Genomic DNA, 17,693 nt, shown 5'->3' on the forward strand with positions numbered 1-17,693 from the left:
AAATAAGCTCGTAAAAAATTTAGATGTGCAATATAGTAATTAAAGGTAAACTGACAACTTTTTTTAACGTCAAAATGCAAAAAAAAGTGTATTTCATCCGTTATTTTATGTAAATCAACGGATTTTTTTCAATTTATCGACGTATTTTGCTCTTTAATAACGACTATGAAAATATATTATTGTTGTATTTTTGAAATAAAAATTGAAACCTCATAATATGCATCTATTGTATGCGTTATTTTTAAGGATGAAGTAATACAAGTCTTCGTTATACTTGTACATTTGTTTTTTATTAAAACCGTTATCTTATTTATTAATGAAAAATTGCTGTGTTTTTCTTTTTCTTTTAGTTATGGCTATTGGTTTTAGCCAAGAAAAGAGTTTTGTAATTAACTGGGAAGGAGATATTACTATTGAAAATGAATATTCAAAAATTCAATTGCCTGCTTTTGATGCTAAATATTACAGTTATAGTCCATCAAAAGGTATAATGTTTTTTGCACAATGGGACGGCGAAAGAGGTTTAGTAGATGAAAATTCGGTTTCAATATCAAATGTTTCTTATGAAATAATAAGTAGAGCAGAATTAAAAGATCTTAGTACTAATCTGATTCCTGGTGAGTTGTATTATTCTATAAACAATACATCTGCAAGAGGTAAGAAAGGATGCTTTTTAGAATTAAGTCCGATAATTGAAGAAAATGGGACTTATAAAAAAGTGAAATCATTTACGGTCACCTATAATTCAAATTCAAGAAGTTTAAATTTTATTCAAAAAAGTGGAGTTGTAAACTCAGCTTTAAGTACAGGTGATTGGTATCGGTTTTATATAGAAAAATCTGGTATTTACAGGCTTTCTAAGTCTTTTTTAAGTAGTATAGGTGTCAATACAAACTCTGTAGATCCCAGAAATATTAAGATTTATGGTAATGGTGGAAGGATGCTACCATATGCTAATTCTGAAAATTATCCTTTTGATGTTGTTGAAAATGCTGTAAAGTTTGTTGGTGAAGAAGATGGTGATTTTAACAACGGAGATTACATATTATTTTATGGTGAAGGTCCTGATGTTTATAGTCAGGAAAGTCAAACAAATATTAATCTGTATACAGATCGTACCTATTATTATGTCAATGTAAGTTCAGGCATGGGAAAGCGTATACAAGAGTTGCCTCAACCTGCAGGTAGTGCTGATTACCAAGTTGATACATTTCAAGATTATCAGTTTTATGAAGTTGATGAAGTAAACCTAGCAAAATTAGGTCGAAGATGGTTTGGTGACAGGTTTGATATAGAAAATCAAAGAACTTACCAATTTGATTTTCCTAATTTGGTGAATTCTGCACCGATTGATTTTAATGTTGCTGTCGGTTCTGTGTCAGAGTCAGACGGAACAACCATGGCGATCAGTGTAAATGGAGCTAATGTGAGTACCTTGAATCTTGGAACAATAAATCCGGGGTCTGTCTTAGGGACTGTGGCTGCTTTTAGCGATGATTTAACGCTGTCTTCAGATGCTATAACTGTAACTTTAGACTATAATAATAATGGTAATCCATCAGCTGATGCTTATCTAGATTATATAAATATTGAGGCAACAAGAGCATTGACTTATGTTGGTGATCAAATGAAATTTAAAAACAATCAGGTCACTTCAGTACCAGGAATTGTGGAATACCTAGTTTCAGGAACTTTAAACGTAGACGAAATATGGGACATTACAGATAGGTTTAATATAAATGGTCTTGTCAATGCAACAAGTGAAAGTAATATGTCATTTAAAGCCCAATCTGGTGAAGAAAGACAATATGTTGCATTTAATGTTTCAGATGCTTTTGAACCTAAACGTAGCGCATCTTCCAGAGTAGCCAACCAGAATTTAAAAGGTACTATTTTTAATAATGCACAAGGTGAATTCGAAGATGTAGATTACATTATACTAACACCAAGTGTTTTAAAATCTCAGGCAGAACGTTTGGCACAAATTAATCGTAATCAGTATAATTTAAATGTCAAAGTTGTTGAATTACAAACGATATATAATGAATTTAGTACAGGTAGTCAAGATATAGCCGCAATCAGAAATTTTGTAAAATATGTTTATGATAATGCCAGTAGCCCACAAAACAGATTAAAATATTTATGTCTATTTGGTGACGGATCTTATGATTACAAGGATAGGATAAGAAACAATACCAACCTTGTTCCTTCTTGGTATTCCAATAGTAGTTTTAGTTTATCGAGTTCTTTTGTTTCAGATGATTTTTTTGCAATTCTAGATGATAATGAGGGTACAATGTCTTCATCTGACAGAATGGATGTGGCTGTCGGTAGAATATTGGCAGAAGATATTCAACGTGCAAAAGATATGGTAGATAAAATTGAAGCATATTATCAACCTGAAGCATATGGTAGTTGGAGAAATAATATATTGCTAATATCTGATGATGTAGATGAAGCTTGGGAAAGACAGCTACAAGAAACTACAGATGGATTGGGCGAACAATTAGGCGTTGAAAAACCTTTTCTTAATGTAACTAAGATTCACACAGATGCATTTGAGCAAGAATCTTCTTCAGCAGGTAACCGATATCCAAAAGTTAATAAGGCTATTAAGGATGCTATTGAGGTTGGTGCTTTGGTAGTTAACTATTTTGGTCATGGGGGCGAAGATGGTTTAGCTAAGGAGCGTATATTCGACAAGTTCGATGCTCAAGAAATTAATAATGTTTGTAAGCATAACCTTTTTGTTACTGTAACTTGTGAATATACCAAATTTGATGATCCTAACAGAGATACAGCAGGGGAGTTTACCTATTGGAATAAAAATGGTGGGGCTATAAGTTTAATTACTACCACAAGACAAATATTTGTTACTGACGGTAGAATTTTTAATAATGAATTAGATGACTACTTGTTCTCTTTTGGGTCGAATAATTACAATTCTATTGGAGAAGCTTTACGCTTAACTAAAACAGAGAGTCAAGCCGCTGGCTCTTCTCAAAAAAGATTAGTATTCCTAATTGGTGATCCAGCAATGAAATTAGCATTTGCAAAACCAGACATTCGACTTACAAAAATTAATGATGTTGATATAACGGATCAAACAGCTCCACTGGAAGCATTAAGTTATGCAAAACTAGCTGGTGAAGTGTCCGATGAGAATGGTAATTTATTGTCAAATTATAATGGGATACTTACTGCTACTGTGTTTGATAAATCTATAGAACGCCAAACACTTGCAAATGATGGGGTTACAGATGCTAATGGTTTGATTAGATTAGATTTTACAACTTTAGGTGAAATTATTTTTAAAGGGCAAGCTAGTATTACGAATGGTCAGTTTGAATTTGATTTTATTGTCCCAAGAGATATAGGAATTCCTACAGGCAACGGCAAGGTGAGTTTTTACGCTCAAACAGATAATCCATTATCAGACCAAGCAGGATATAATTTTGATATTCAGATAGGTGGAATTAATGAAGATGCACCTGAGGATAATATAGGTCCAGTTATCAATCTTTTTATGAACGATGAAAATTTTGTTTCTGGTGGTATTACCAATGAATCCCCAAATTTATTAGTGAAATTACAAGATGAAAATGGTATTAATACAGCTAGTGGAATAGGACATGATATCACAGCTATTATAGATGGTGACGAAACAAATCCAATAGTTTTAAATGAATATTATCAAGCCAATGTTGATGACTACACCAACGGTGCCGTGACTTATCCCTTTAGAGATTTAGAACCAGGCATACATACACTCACTTTAAAGGCATGGGATGTTTATAACAATTCTTCTACCGCTGAAATTCAATTTAATGTTTTTGATAAAGACGAAGAGTTAGTCATTAATAATGTACTAAACTACCCAAATCCTTTTGTCAATTACACTGAGTTTTGGTTTAACCATAATAGTGAAGAACCATTAGATGTTTCAGTACAAATTTTTACGGTATCAGGAAAGCTTTTAAGAACTCTTAACGGGCAGACTTCCGGTGGTAGTAAATCAGTAAGTTCTTTATCGAAAGATATAGTTTGGGATGGGAGAGATGATTTTGGTGATAAAATCGGTAAAGGTGTTTATGTTTATAAACTAAAAGTAAGATCTAACCGTTTAAATAAACAAGTTGAAAAGATTCAAAAACTTGTCATACTATAATAATAAACTATATTTGCTAATGAATTAATGTGCGATTTAGCGCATTAATAACTCAATAATGAACATGAAGAATTACGTCGCTACTTTAATTACTGCTTTAACAGTATTTAGCTTCACAAATGCACAACAAACCACACAAATTATACCTAATGACTCTGATAGTAGAGTGATTACGACAGGATTACCATTTATGCTTATTGCGCCAGATGCAAGAGCAGCTAGTTTAGGTGATCAAGGTGTTGCAACCTCTGTTGACGGTTTTTCTCAGCAATGGAATCCTGCTAAATATGCTTTTTCAGAGGCTAAATCTGGTGTTGGTTTAAGTTACACACCATATTTAAGTAGATTAGTAAATGATATTTCCATAAGTTATGCCACTTACTTCAACAGAATCAATGAGTACAGTGCGGTATCTGCAAGTTTTAAGTACTTCTCTTTGGGTGAAATTACACTAACGCAAGATGAGAATGATCCAGGTGTTAATGTAAAACCAAATGAGTTTGCGGCTGATGTTGCCTATACTTTAAGATTAGCAGACCAATTCTCTATGGCTGTTGCACTTCGTTTTATGCGTTCTGATTTAAGAATAAACCAAATTGACCCAAATGCAGATGCAGCGAATACTTTTGGAGCAGATATTACAGGTTATTATCAAAGTGAAGAAGAAGCATATAATGATTTTAATGGAAGATGGAGGATGGGTTTTGCTATTCAAAATTTAGGGCCAAAATTCAGGTATGATGATGAAGGCAGAGAAAATTTTCAACCTACAACATTAAGATTAGGTGGTGGCTTCGATTTTATTTTCGATCAATATAGTAAGTTAGCATTAACAGCTGAGGTTTCTAAATTGCTCGTTCCTACACCTCCACAGTTAGGTACAAGATTAACCTTTATTGATAATAATGATAATGGTGTTTATGATCAGCCTGATGACCCAAATAATTTAGAGCCTGGCGATGATGAACTGATATCTACTGAAGAAAATGCAATAATTGGAGGTCAAGACAATAATGTTAGCTTCATCAATGGAATTTTTCAATCGTTTGGGGATGCTCCTGGTGGCTTTAGTGAAGAGCTCAGAGAGTTTACTTGGGCCTTAGGAGCTGAGTATACTTATCAAGAAAATTTCGCTTTTAGAGCGGGTTACTTTAATGAAGCGGATGATAAAGGTGCGCGTAAATTTTTTGCTATAGGTGCAGGATTTAAATACACTACAATTAATCTTGATTTATCTTATCTGTTTTCTGCATCAAGAATACAAAGTCCTTTAGAGAATACCTTACGTTTCTCTTTAACGTTTAATTTTGGGGATGGAGAATACGATGAGTATTAAAATCATCTAAAAATAGAATAAGATTCAAAAACTATTGTTTAACTTAACAATAGTTTTTTTGTCTCCAATAGTTTTAATTTATATGAAAACAATTACAATTGAATCATCTTTTACCGTTTATGATGATATTAAAGAACTTCCTAATGATGTTATTGACCTTATGCAAGAAGCCATTGAAGCTCGTAAAAATGCTTATGCACCTTATTCTAAATTTCAAGTTGGCGCTGCAATCTTGTTAGATAATGGTGAAATTGTAATAGGAAGTAATCAGGAAAATGCAGCCTATCCTTCTGGGATGTGTGCAGAGCGTACAGCTATTTTTTATGCCAGCGCCAAATTTCCTAAAGCAAAGTTTTTAAAAATGGCACTTACTGCTGGATCTTTAGATCACGAGACAAATACTCCAATTCCACCGTGTGGAGCATGCAGACAAGCTATTTCTGAATACGAAATAAAACAAGATTCTACAATAGAAATTTATTTTATGGGAGTGAAAGGAAAAGTGATTAAATCAGATTCTCTAGCTAATTTATTGCCTTTAGGATTTGATAGTAGTCATCTATAACGTTTTCGTATTATTTTTTCAATGTTCCGTTTTTTGGTTACTATCTAAAAATGTATTTTTGTTATCCTTATAAAAAGAAGAGTTTAAAATGCAAAAGATAACTAAAGAGGTTTACCTTAAGTGGTATGAAGATATGTTGTTCTGGCGTAAGTTTGAAGACAAACTTGCGGCCGTTTACATTCAACAAAAAGTTAGAGGTTTCCTTCATTTATACAACGGTCAAGAAGCTGTATTAGCTGGTGCTTTACATGCTATGGATTTAACAAAAGATAAAATGATTACAGCATATCGTAATCATGTTCAGCCAATAGGTATGGGTGTTGATCCTAAGCGCGTTATGGCTGAGTTATACGGTAAAGCAACCGGAACTTCACAAGGTTTAGGTGGTTCTATGCACATCTTTTCTAAGGAATACCGTTTTTATGGTGGTCATGGTATTGTAGGTGGTCAGATTCCTTTAGGTGCTGGTATTGCATTTGGTGATAAATATCACGGCAGTGATGCGGTTACAATTTGTTGTTTTGGTGATGGTGCGGCTAGACAAGGTTCGCTACATGAAACATTTAACTTAGCAATGCTTTGGAATTTACCTGTGGTATTTGTTTGTGAAAACAACGGTTACGCTATGGGTACCTCTGTAGAACGTACTGCGAATCATTCTGATATTTGGAAGCTAGGTTTAGGTTACGAAATGCCTTCTGGTCCTGTTGATGGTATGAACCCTATTAAGGTTGCAGAAGCATTCGATGAGGCTATTCAGCGTGCCAGACAAGGTGGAGGCCCATCTTTCTTAGAAGTGAAAACATATCGATACAGAGGTCATTCAATGTCAGATGCGCAGCACTACAGGACAAAAGATGAAGTAGAAGAATATAAGAAGATTGATCCTATTACTCAGGTTAAAGATGCTATTTTAGAAAAAGGATACGCCACGGAAGATGATATTAAAGTTATTGATAAGCGTGTTAAAGATATGGTTAAGGAGTGTGAACAATTTGCCGAAGATTCTCCATGGCCAGAAAAGAGTGTTATGTATGACGCTGTATACGAACAAGAAGATTATCCATTTATAAAACACAAACTATAAGCTATGGCAGAAGTAATAAATATGCCACGTTTAAGCGACACAATGGAAGAAGGAACTGTCGCTGCTTGGTTAAAGAAAGTTGGAGATAAGGTAGAAGAAGGAGATATCTTAGCCGAGATAGAAACAGATAAAGCTACTATGGAGTTTGAATCTTTTAACGAAGGAACATTACTTCATATAGGTATACAAGAAGGTGAAAGTGCCAAGGTAGATTCTTTATTAGCCATTATTGGTGAAGAAGGAGAAGATATTTCTGCGTTATTAAGTGGAGGCACTGTAGATGACACTTCAAGCGCTGTTGATGAGTCTGAAGAAAGTTTAACATCTTCTGAAACTGAAGCCTCAGCAGCAGTTGACTTACCTGAAGATGTTATAGTTGTTACAATGCCACGTCTTAGTGATACGATGGAAGAAGGTACTGTAGCTACTTGGTTAAAGAAAGTTGGTGAAGAAGTGGAAGAAGGAGATATTCTTGCTGAGATTGAAACTGATAAGGCTACCATGGAATTTGAATCTTTCCAGTCGGGTACCTTATTACATATAGGTTTACAAGAAGGTGAATCTGCTAAAGTAGATGCTTTATTAGCTATTATTGGTCCTACAGGCACAGATGTTTCTGCGGTTGCATCAAACTTCAAAGTTGGTGCAGCTGAATCGAAACCTGAAGCTAAACCAGAACCAAAAGTAGAAGCTCCTAAAGTTGAGGTTAAAGCACCTGTTGCTTCGCCAACAGCTGCGGTTATAAAACCAGTTGCAGCTTCTAACGCTAATGGAAGAGTTATTGCTTCTCCTTTGGCTAAGAAAATGGCTGAAGAAAAAGGTATTAATTTATCTCAAGTGCCTGGTACAGGTGAAAACGGTAGAATTATAAAAAGAGATATCGAAAACTACACACCAGCAACTCAAGGTGTTTCAGTTGGTAAATTTGTACCTACAGGTGTTGAAGATTTTGATGAAGTTCCAAACTCAAATATGCGTAAAGCAATTGCTAAAAACTTAGCGAAATCTAAGTTTACGGCTCCGCATTATTACTTAAATGTTGAGTTTGATATGGATAATGCAATTGCGTTTAGAGCACAATACAATTCAATTCCGGATACAAAAATATCTTTTAATGATATGATTGTGAAGGCTTGTGCTTTAGCGTTAAAGCAACATCCGCAAGTAAATTCTCAGTGGTTTGATGATAGAATGAAATTAAATAACCATGTTCATATTGGTGTGGCAGTTGCTGTGCCAGATGGATTGGTAGTTCCAGTTGTTAAGTTTGCGAATGAGCAGAGTTTAACTCAAATAGGTGCAGCGGTAAAAGATTATGCGGGTAAAGCAAGAAATAAAAAGCTGACTTTAGATGAAATGGAAGGAAGCACATTCACAATTTCTAATTTAGGAATGTTTGGTATAGAGAGTTTTACTTCAATTATTAATCAGCCAAACTCTGCGATTTTATCTGTAGGTGCTATTGTTTCTAAACCAGTGGTAAAGAATGGTCAGGTTGTGCCAGGTAATACGATGAAGTTAACCATGGCCTGTGATCATAGAACTGTTGATGGAGCTACAGGAGCACAGTTCTTACAAACATTAAAAGGGTATATAGAGAACCCAGTAACCATGCTTGTGTAATTTTTGTTTATACAATTAAATTAATATACATAATGAATTTAAGTAAAACGTTAATAGTTCTATTTTCTTTAGTTTGCCTAATGGGTTATTCTCAAAAGAAGAAGGTTGCAGTTATTACTTTTTATGCTGGTAAGGCAATTGATTTATCAGAAGTTGATGCTGCTGCAGATTTTATCGCTAAGAATACAAAGTTAAGTGAAGATCCAAATTTCAATTTAAGTGCACCTTTAGAAAATTTTCATAAAGCATTTTTTAATGATTATGTAGATGAATTTGATTTTGAACTTATTCCAGAAGAAAAGGTATTAGCCTTACCAGAGTACAAAGCATTTGAAGCGGACTACGGAAGTTATAAAAATATAGGTGGCCAAGATGCTTTCGAAGTTGTGGACGGATATAAAGTCGTTCAAGGCATTGGGAGTAGATTAGAAGTAAAAAATTTAAAGCCAATTGCAGAGGCTCTTGGAGCAGATGCTATAATGTTTATAAGGCTCAATTATAAATTTAAAAAGACAGGAATTGGTAAATTAGGTTACTATAGTATTCAAGCTTCTGTTTCTATCGATTTATTCTCAAAAGACAATAAGAGTATTTTTCAATTTAGAGAAATAGCAGGTTCTAAAAAGAAGGCTGTAATGGTTGGTGGTATTCCAGTTATGACTCCAGAAAAAATTCAGCCAATGTGTGAAAGTGCTACGGAAGAACTTATAAAAGATATGAACAAGAAAATTGAACGTTTGGCTAAAAAAGCAAATAAGAAATTAAATTAAATAGGTTCTATTCTTTGATATAACATACAAAAAACCCGTTTCATTTGAAACGGGTTTTTTATCTTTATATAATTTTAGAAGCATGATGAAATATTTTTTTAGTCTGGTAGTAATTGCCATGTTATTGAGTTGCGGCTCAATTGAAAAAAATGTAAAAAATAGTATGGACTACCTTGCTTCAGATGAACTTGGAGGAAGAGCAACGGGTTCAGAAGGCATCGAGAAAGCTGCTATCTTTATTGAAGACTATTTCAAAAAGAATAATATCAAACCTTATTTTGAAAGTTATCGAGATTCTTTTAATCTGAATGATTTAGTCGGTTATAATATTGTTGGTGTAATTGAGGGTAATGATCCAGAGTTAAAAAATGAGTATATCATTTTAGGTGGGCATTATGATCATATTGGTCAAGGAAAGGAAGTTGCGGGTGATACAATTGCAAATGGTGCTAACGATGATGCTTCCGGTACTGTGGCAGCAATGGAGTTTGGGAGATATTTTGCAAGGTCTAAATCTAACAAACGTAGTGTTCTTATCACTTTATATTCTGCTGAAGAAATGGGACTTAAAGGTTCAGAACATTTAGCCAAGCGTCTTAAGGCAGATGGGATTGACGCCTATACAATGATTAATTTTGAAATGATAGGTGTACCCAGAGACACTGATCAAATAATGGCTTATATGAGTGGTTACAATCGCTCAAACTTTGCGACGACCTTAAATAAATATGCTAATGAAAAGATTTTAGGCCTATTCCCAAAGGCGGAACAATTTAAATTGTTTTATAGGTCTGACAACTATCCATTTTATGAAGCATTTAAAATTCCAGCACATGCTATTTCTACATTCGATTTTACCAACTATGACTATTATCACCATGTAGATGATGAGGCAGATCAAATGGATTATGCACACATGATTTCGTTCATTACTAAAATGATTCCTGCCCTAGAAGGCATGATGAATTCACCAATAAAAGAAGTTGTACTAACAGAAGATGAGTAAAAATATCGTAATTACCGGAACAAGTAGAGGAATTGGCCTTGAGTTAGTGAAGCTTTTTGCAAATCAAGGACATAACGTATTGGCTTTATCCAGGAATTCTCAACCCGTAGAGAACTTAAAATTAGAAAGTGTGAAAACATTTCCTTTTGATTTAAGTAAACCGAAAGATTACAGTACTGTTATATCATTTATACAATCAAATTGGAAGCATGTTGATATCTTGATAAATAACGCTGGCATGTTGTTAAATAAGCCCTTTATAGAAACCTCTATGGCAGATTTTGAAGCTGTTTACAGAACAAATGTGTTTGGTGTAGCAGAAATAACAAGAACCGTGCTACCATTTATGGATTCTAACGGACATGTCGTAACTATTAGTTCAATGGGTGGAGTCCAAGGAAGTATGAAATTTCCTGGTTTATCGGCCTATAGTTCAAGTAAAGGTGCTGTCATTACAATAACGGAGCTACTTGCTGAAGAATATAAAGATTCAGGTCCTAGTTTTAATGTTTTAGCAATTGGTGCCGTACAGACCGAAATGTTAGAGGAAGCTTTTCCTGGATATCAAGCACCTTTAACAGCAGTTGAAATGGCGAAATATATTGTTGACTTTTCCCATACGGGACATCAATACTATAACGGAAAGCTTTTACAGGTTTCTAATTCTACACCTTAAGTTATGTCTAAATATAAAGCTGTAATTTTTGATTGTGATGGTGTTCTCGTCGACAGTGAATTAATTGGGAATAGAGTTTTGGTGGATCTGGCGAATAGTTATGGTGCCAATATTGATATTGAATATGCTTTAAAGCATTTTAAAGGTAATGCCATGGATGTATGTGTTGAAAAGATTAAAACATTAGTAAAGGAGGAATTACCGAGTGATTTTATTAAGACATACAGAATACAATCTTTTGAGGCATTTAGAAAGGAAATACAACCAGTTAAAGGTGTTGAAGAGGTATTAAAAGGGTTAACAATTCCTTTTTGCGTTGCTTCAAGCGGACCAGAAAATAAAATAAGATTAAACCTTAAATTAACTGGGTTATTACCATATTTTGAAGGGAAAATATTCAGTTGTTATAGATTAAAGAAATGGAAGCCAGAGCCTGATATTTTTCTTTTAGCAGCTAAAGCTTTAGGTGTAGCACCAGAGGAATGTTTGGTTATTGAAGATAGTGTTCTTGGTGTCCAAGCAGCAAACAGAGGTGGCTTTGATGTTTTTGGTTATACTGAATATGATCATAATAATGAATTACCCTCATTAGTTACAAAAAGTTTCAATGACATGAAGATGCTTCCAGATTTAATGAATTTTTAGTCTAATTTTTATATTTGTTAAAACGATAAAAGATGAGTAAAAAAATACCAGTTTTTTTTAATGATGTTCTTTCCGTAGTAATACTGTTGTTGATGACCTTAACAGTAAATTCTCAAACATTTGATAGTGTCGCTTCCACTGTTGGTTTAGGAGTTTTGGCGGAAAATAATGGAGTCGCTGTAGCAGATTACGATGGTGACAATGATTTAGATATTTTTGTGGTGGCTAATGCAGTGGAAGATGCTACTGATGAAACAAGTTTCAGTAAATTATTTAGAAATAATAATGACGGATCTTTTACTGATGTTACTGTGTCTGCAGGACTTGTGGATTTATTGACAAGTGAGGACGAATTACAAGGTACATTAGCCCAGCAAGGATACAAGTTTGGGGCTTCTTGGGGAGATATGAATAATGATGGCTTCCCTGATTTATTGCTTACACATTCCTATAAAGTTCAATTGTTTTTTAATTTAGGTAATGGCACATTTGCAAATATCACTTCAATTTCAGGTTTGCCAGCTGAAAACGAGTGCATTAATACAGGTGCAACTTGGTTTGATTATGATAATGACGGATTTTTAGATATCTATTTTAGTGATTGGAGCCGTTGTGAGACTAATACTTTATATAGAAATAATGGCAATAACTCATTCACAAATGTTACAGCATCAACAGGTCTTACAGAAGTTGAATCTCTATACAGTTATACCTCCTTTCCTTTTGATGTAAATAATGATGGTTGGATGGATATCATTGTTACTAACGATTTAGAAGATGCAAATTATGTTTATATCAATCAATCGGGAACATCATTTATAGATTCTGCTCAGGTCTATGGTTTAGATAATATGATAGACGATATGGCAATTTCTATTTCTGATTTTGATTTAGATAATGATTTTGACTTTTTCATTACTGGAATTGATGAAAATGCTTTATTAGAGAATAATGGTACAAATAATTTTGGTGAAAACTCAAGTGGTTATGGTCTTAATGCAACAGGCTGGTCTTGGGGTTCGAGATTTTCTGATTTTGATTTAGATGGCGATGAGGATTTATTCATAGTCAATGGTTATGATTTTGAGGGTAGAGGACCTGAGCAAAATGTATATTACAGAAACCTGCATAGTCAAGGTCAACTTACTTTCCAGGATGCATCAGCCGAGTTGTCAGTAAATGAAAATACGGAAAGTGTTGAGGTATTAGATTTTGATTATGATAATGATGGTGATGCTGATGTCATTATTACGAATGGAGATGGTCCAGTACTTTTTTATGAAAATAAGCTACTTAATTTTGACGATATAGCATCACCTTTAAATTGGTTTAAGGTAAAGCTACAAGGAACGGTATCGAACCGAGATGCAATTGGCACTACACTAACTTTAACAACCGCTAATGGCACACAAAAACGTTACTATACAGGGGTTGGGTTTCTTAGCCAAAGCCTTCAAGCTGTTCATTTTGGTTTAGACGACGCCACAAACGTGAGTGTACTTGAGGTTAAATGGCCTTCTGGTATTGTTGAAACTTATAATAATATAGCATCAAATAATACAGTTCAGTTAATTGAAGGGTCAGGTATAACAATTCTTAATATTCCACCAAGTCAAAAGATTTATGGTTGTACAGATCCAGTCTCTTGTAATTATAATCCTAATGCCACTTTAGAGGATGGTACTTGCTCATACTTACCTAGTCAAAGCATTGTAGGCAATACGAATTCTTCGTTTTTAAAAACAGAAACTTATAGCTATACTATTTCGGGTAATTCGACTGCAACTTGGCAAGTATCAGGGGGAGAAATATTAAGCGGGCAAGGCACAGATACCATAACTGTGAAATGGCATTTAGAAGCGAATGGATCGGTTTCAGTTGTTGAGACAGACGATTTTTGCTCTAGTCAAAGTACGTCTGTTACCGTCAATTTAGGTGTAAGTGATTTACCGTCTAATGTTTCAATCGCTAGATTATGGAATGAAGCTTTGCTAGAAGCCATTAGAGATGATTTTGCTAGACCTACAGTTCATGCAAGAAATTTATTTCATACAAGTGTTGCTATGTATGATATTTGGGCTATTTATGATAACGTTGCAAATCCTTATTTAATTGGCAATACTGTTGATGGTTTTTCAAGTAATCTGGAAGATTTCATTCCGAATGAAAATGTAGATACGTCATTAAGTAAGGCTATTAGCTATGCCATGTATAGATTATTAAGTCATCGTTTTCAAAATTCACCTGGACTTTCAGAATCTCAAGCCAGATTTGACTTGTTAATGGAGAGATTAGGTTATGAGACAAACAATACCTCATTACTATATGATAATGGCGATGCTGCGGCTTTTGGTAATTATGTTGCTCAAACCATTATAGATTTTGGTTTACAGGATGGTTCTAGAGAGGCCACAGGTTATGATAATGCCTATTACGAGCCTGTTAATTCTGCGTATGCATTAGATAGTAATAATAATCCACCAATAGAAGATCCGAATAGATGGCAACCTTTAGGTTTAGATACATTTATAGATCAAGGTGGTAATTTGGTTGATGGTAATGTTCCGCCATTTTTAAGTCCAGAGTGGGGAAATGTGACTGCATTTGCCTTAACTGATGCAGATAAAGTGACTTACCAAAGAGATGGTAATGATTATCATGTTTTTCATGATCCTTCAGATCCACCATATATTAGTTTAACTGAGGATAATGAAGATAGTGATAATTATAAATGGGGATTTACCATGGTTTCTGTATGGCAATCTCACCTTGACCCCACTGATGGTGTGATGTGGGATATCTCACCAAATTCTATTGGTAATGTAGACTTAAGCACATTTCCTACAAATTTTTCTGATTACCCAACTTTCTATGACTTTTTTAATGGAGGTTCAAATAGTATAGGCCATACTGTGAATCCTGTTACAGGAAATCCGTATGAAACTAATATGGTGCCAAGAGCAGATTATGCAAGAGTTTTGGCAGAGTTCTGGGCTGATGGTCCCGATTCTGAAACACCACCAGGACATTGGTTTACAATTTTAAATTATGTCAATGATCACCCTTCGTTTGAAAGGCGTTTTGAAGGTCAAGGTGAGATTTTAGATCCTCTAGAATGGGATGTAAAGGCTTACTTTATTCTTGGTGGAGGAATGCATGATGCCGCAATATCTGCATGGAGTGTCAAAGGTTGGTATGATTACATCAGACCAATTTCAGCAATTAGAGCCATGGCAGAAAAAGGTCAAAGCTCCGATAACACTTTACCTAATTATGACTTGGGCGGTATACCATTAATTGATGGTTATGTTGAGGTTGTTCAACCTGGTGACCCTTTAGCTGGCTTTGTTGGTCAGAATGTAGGTAAAATAAAATTATATACTTGGCGAGGTCACGATTTTATTGATGATCCGGAGGTAGACCAAGCAGGTGTAGATTGGATTTTAGCAGAAGATTGGTATCCGTATCAAAGACCAACATTTGTAACTCCACCTTTTGCTGGTTATGTTTCTGGTCATTCCACGTATTCAAGAACGGCAGCAGAATTAATGACAATGATGACAGGAAGCGAATTTTTTCCGGGTGGACTTGGTGAGTTTGTTGCAAAGGCCAATGAGTTTTTAGTTTTTGAAGAAGGTCCGTCTGTAGATGTTGTACTGCAATGGGCAACCTATAGAGACGCTTCAGATCAAACTAGTTTAAGTAGAATTTGGGGTGGAATTCATCCGCCAGCAGATGATATTCCAGGACGCTTTATTGGACAAGAAGTGGCCGAAGATGTTTTCGATTTTGCAGTACCTTATTTTAACAGTACTCTAAGTATGGATGAATTTGAAAGTAAAGTACAAATATTTCCTAATCCAACAACAAATAGAGAAATACATGTGAGCAATACTAATGGAACAGAAGTTATTGTTGTTTATGATATTAGCGGAAGAGAGATTAAGCTTTCTAGTGTAAATTATTTAAATTATATAACGACTCTTAAGTTTGGTGATTCTGCAGCAATTGGTCTTTATTTAGTTAAAGTTAACGACACTTCTCAAATAATTGTATTGAAAGATTAATGCCAGAAAGTATTTCAGATTTTATTCCTAAGAATGCAGCCTTTTTGGTCGAGAGTTTATTGTCAAAAGATAATTTAGTTGTTAAGGTTAAAAGTGAACGTAAAACAAAGCACGGTGATTACAGGCAACTGCCTAATGGTTTGCATCAGATAACGGTTAATTCAAATCTAAATCAATACCGATTTTTAATTACACTAATACATGAGATAGCCCATTTTGAAGCGTTTCAAAAATATGGTCGCTTAATTAAGCCGCATGGTAAGGAATGGAAAATGACTTTTCAGCATTTGATGTTACCATTTTTAAGACCAGAGATTTTCCCTGTAGAGTTATTGCCACTTTTAGCGAGACACTTTAAAAACCCAAAAGCTACAAGCGATACAGATGAGCAACTTGCCTTAGCATTGAAGCAATTTGACGAAGACTTGGACAAAACTTATGTCTTTCAGTTATCTTCAGGACAAAAATTTAAACTTTATAATGGACGCGTTTTTATAAAAGGTGAAAAGCGCAGAAAACGCATAGAATGTGTTGAGGTTAAAACAGGAAAGTTATATTTATTCAATCCAAATGCTGAGGTTGAGATTATAGAATCTGTAAGAAATTTTGTATCTTAAATCTCTGTAATGATTAGCCCCAATGAATATTCAGAATAACAACACAATCAATGAAAAATAATAACTATTATGCCATTCTAATGGCAGGTGGAGTAGGATCTAGGTTTTGGCCTGTGAGTACGCAGAATTTTCCAAAGCAATTTCATGATATGCTCGGTACTGGTGAAACGTTAATACAGAAGACTTTTAATCGTTTAGCGCAGTTTATTCCAGAAGAAAATATATTCATTCTTACTAATGAAAGATACAATGATTTGGTTTTTCAACAATTACCAAATGTAACAGAACGACAAGTTGTTCTAGAACCAGCTATGCGTAATACTGCACCTTGCATATTATACGCATCTTTGAAAATCCAAAAAGAGAATAAGGATGCTGTAATGATTGTTGCTCCAAGTGATCATTGGATTGAAGATGAAAACGCATTTTCTGAAAATGTTCAAACTGCCTTTAAATATTGTGAAACCAATGATGCCTTAATGACACTAGGTATTACACCAATATTTCCAAATACTGGTTACGGCTATATAGAATATGATAAAGCCTCTACAAATGAAATTAAAACGGTTAATCAGTTTAGAGAGAAGCCCGATTATGAAACAGCAAAATCATTTTTAGATCAAGGTAATTTTCTTTGGAATGCTGGTATTTTTATGTGGAGTGTAAAGTCAGTTGTATCTGCATTTAAAAATAATCAACCAGAATTATACAGTTTGTTTGAAAGTGGTTATAGTTCATACAATACCGAAAAAGAAGATACTTTTATAAAAGAGAATTATCCTAAGGCCGAAAACATATCTGTAGATTATGCTTTAATGGAAAAAAGCAATAACGTATACGTAATACCAGCAACTTTCGATTGGAATGATCTTGGAACTTGGGGAAGTTTGTATGATAAATTAGATAAGGATAGCAATGATAATGCTGTTGTTAATTCAAGAGTCTTGGCTGATGACGCTTCAGGAAATATGATTCGTTCAAAAAAAGATAAGATAGTTGTTGTTGATGGACTTAACGATTACATCATTGTTGATAAAGACGAAGTTTTGCTTATCTTTCCTAAGGCAAAAGAGCAAGATATCAAAAAAGTACTTCAAAACGTGAAAGCCAATTTTGGAGAGGAATATGGTTAA

Annotated in this window: 12 protein-coding genes; all 12 read left to right on the plus strand. The window is 34.4% G+C overall.

Annotation, left to right across the window (positions count from 1 at the left end; genetic code table 11):
* Positions 1-316: 316 nt before the first annotated feature.
* The 12 genes from porU (at position 317) to HRU50_RS00190 (ending at position 17,693) form a co-directional block, all read left to right on the plus strand.
* On the plus strand, positions 317-4,168 hold the full coding sequence (porU, locus tag HRU50_RS00135; protein WP_296346854.1) for a type IX secretion system sortase PorU: 3,852 nt from the start codon (positions 317-319) through the stop codon (positions 4,166-4,168).
* Positions 4,169-4,232: 64 nt separating this feature from the next.
* Entirely contained in the window at positions 4,233-5,504 is a 1,272-nt protein-coding gene (gene porV / locus HRU50_RS00140; RefSeq protein ID WP_296346856.1) for a type IX secretion system outer membrane channel protein PorV, read from the plus strand.
* A gap of 82 nt (positions 5,505-5,586) precedes the next feature.
* Complete coding sequence (cdd, locus tag HRU50_RS00145) at positions 5,587-6,069, plus strand: cytidine deaminase (RefSeq protein WP_296346858.1); 483 nt, start codon at positions 5,587-5,589, stop codon at positions 6,067-6,069.
* A gap of 88 nt (positions 6,070-6,157) precedes the next feature.
* Positions 6,158-7,156 carry a pyruvate dehydrogenase (acetyl-transferring) E1 component subunit alpha gene (gene pdhA / locus HRU50_RS00150; RefSeq protein ID WP_296346860.1) on the plus strand — a complete coding sequence of 333 codons (999 nt, stop codon included), beginning with the start codon at positions 6,158-6,160 and terminating at the stop codon, positions 7,154-7,156.
* 3 nt (positions 7,157-7,159) lie between these two features.
* Positions 7,160-8,779 (plus strand): pyruvate dehydrogenase complex dihydrolipoamide acetyltransferase, encoded by a 1,620-nt coding sequence (locus HRU50_RS00155; RefSeq protein ID WP_296346862.1) that lies wholly within the window; start codon positions 7,160-7,162, stop codon positions 8,777-8,779.
* A 32-nt stretch (positions 8,780-8,811) separates the two neighbouring features.
* Positions 8,812-9,549: a hypothetical protein gene (locus tag HRU50_RS00160; protein ID WP_296346865.1), complete on the plus strand. Its 738-nt coding sequence runs from the start codon at positions 8,812-8,814 to the stop codon at positions 9,547-9,549.
* Between the two features lie 82 nt (positions 9,550-9,631).
* Positions 9,632-10,555 (plus strand): M20/M25/M40 family metallo-hydrolase, encoded by a 924-nt coding sequence (locus HRU50_RS00165; RefSeq protein ID WP_296346867.1) that lies wholly within the window; start codon positions 9,632-9,634, stop codon positions 10,553-10,555.
* Positions 10,548-11,231, plus strand: coding sequence for an SDR family oxidoreductase (locus tag HRU50_RS00170; RefSeq protein ID WP_296346869.1), 684 nt, complete (start codon positions 10,548-10,550; stop codon positions 11,229-11,231). The genes HRU50_RS00165 and HRU50_RS00170 overlap by 8 nt, the downstream gene beginning before the upstream one ends.
* A gap of 3 nt (positions 11,232-11,234) precedes the next feature.
* Entirely contained in the window at positions 11,235-11,876 is a 642-nt protein-coding gene (locus HRU50_RS00175) for an HAD family hydrolase (RefSeq protein WP_296346871.1), read from the plus strand.
* Positions 11,877-11,908: 32 nt separating this feature from the next.
* Positions 11,909-15,943 (plus strand): FG-GAP-like repeat-containing protein, encoded by a 4,035-nt coding sequence (locus HRU50_RS00180; protein ID WP_296346873.1) that lies wholly within the window; start codon positions 11,909-11,911, stop codon positions 15,941-15,943.
* Complete coding sequence (locus tag HRU50_RS00185; RefSeq protein ID WP_296346875.1) at positions 15,943-16,560, plus strand: SprT-like domain-containing protein; 618 nt, start codon at positions 15,943-15,945, stop codon at positions 16,558-16,560. Before HRU50_RS00180 ends, HRU50_RS00185 begins: the two co-directional genes overlap by 1 nt.
* Before the next feature lie 50 nt (positions 16,561-16,610).
* On the plus strand, positions 16,611-17,693 hold the full coding sequence (locus HRU50_RS00190; RefSeq protein WP_296346877.1) for a mannose-1-phosphate guanylyltransferase: 1,083 nt from the start codon (positions 16,611-16,613) through the stop codon (positions 17,691-17,693).

The organism is Winogradskyella sp. (genome assembly GCF_013213835.1).
Taxonomy (GTDB): Bacteria; Bacteroidota; Bacteroidia; order Flavobacteriales; family Flavobacteriaceae; genus Winogradskyella.

Coding starts and splice junctions, on each gene's coding strand:
- porU (WP_296346854.1), top strand. CDS start 317: ATGAAAAATTGCTGTGTTTTTCTTTTTCTTTTAGTTATGGCTATTGGT.
- porV (WP_296346856.1), top strand. CDS start 4,233: ATGAAGAATTACGTCGCTACTTTAATTACTGCTTTAACAGTATTTAGC.
- cdd (WP_296346858.1), top strand. CDS start 5,587: ATGAAAACAATTACAATTGAATCATCTTTTACCGTTTATGATGATATT.
- pdhA (WP_296346860.1), top strand. CDS start 6,158: ATGCAAAAGATAACTAAAGAGGTTTACCTTAAGTGGTATGAAGATATG.
- HRU50_RS00155 (WP_296346862.1), top strand. CDS start 7,160: ATGGCAGAAGTAATAAATATGCCACGTTTAAGCGACACAATGGAAGAA.
- HRU50_RS00160 (WP_296346865.1), top strand. CDS start 8,812: ATGAATTTAAGTAAAACGTTAATAGTTCTATTTTCTTTAGTTTGCCTA.
- HRU50_RS00165 (WP_296346867.1), top strand. CDS start 9,632: ATGATGAAATATTTTTTTAGTCTGGTAGTAATTGCCATGTTATTGAGT.
- HRU50_RS00170 (WP_296346869.1), top strand. CDS start 10,548: ATGAGTAAAAATATCGTAATTACCGGAACAAGTAGAGGAATTGGCCTT.
- HRU50_RS00175 (WP_296346871.1), top strand. CDS start 11,235: ATGTCTAAATATAAAGCTGTAATTTTTGATTGTGATGGTGTTCTCGTC.
- HRU50_RS00180 (WP_296346873.1), top strand. CDS start 11,909: ATGAGTAAAAAAATACCAGTTTTTTTTAATGATGTTCTTTCCGTAGTA.
- HRU50_RS00185 (WP_296346875.1), top strand. CDS start 15,943: ATGCCAGAAAGTATTTCAGATTTTATTCCTAAGAATGCAGCCTTTTTG.
- HRU50_RS00190 (WP_296346877.1), top strand. CDS start 16,611: ATGAAAAATAATAACTATTATGCCATTCTAATGGCAGGTGGAGTAGGA.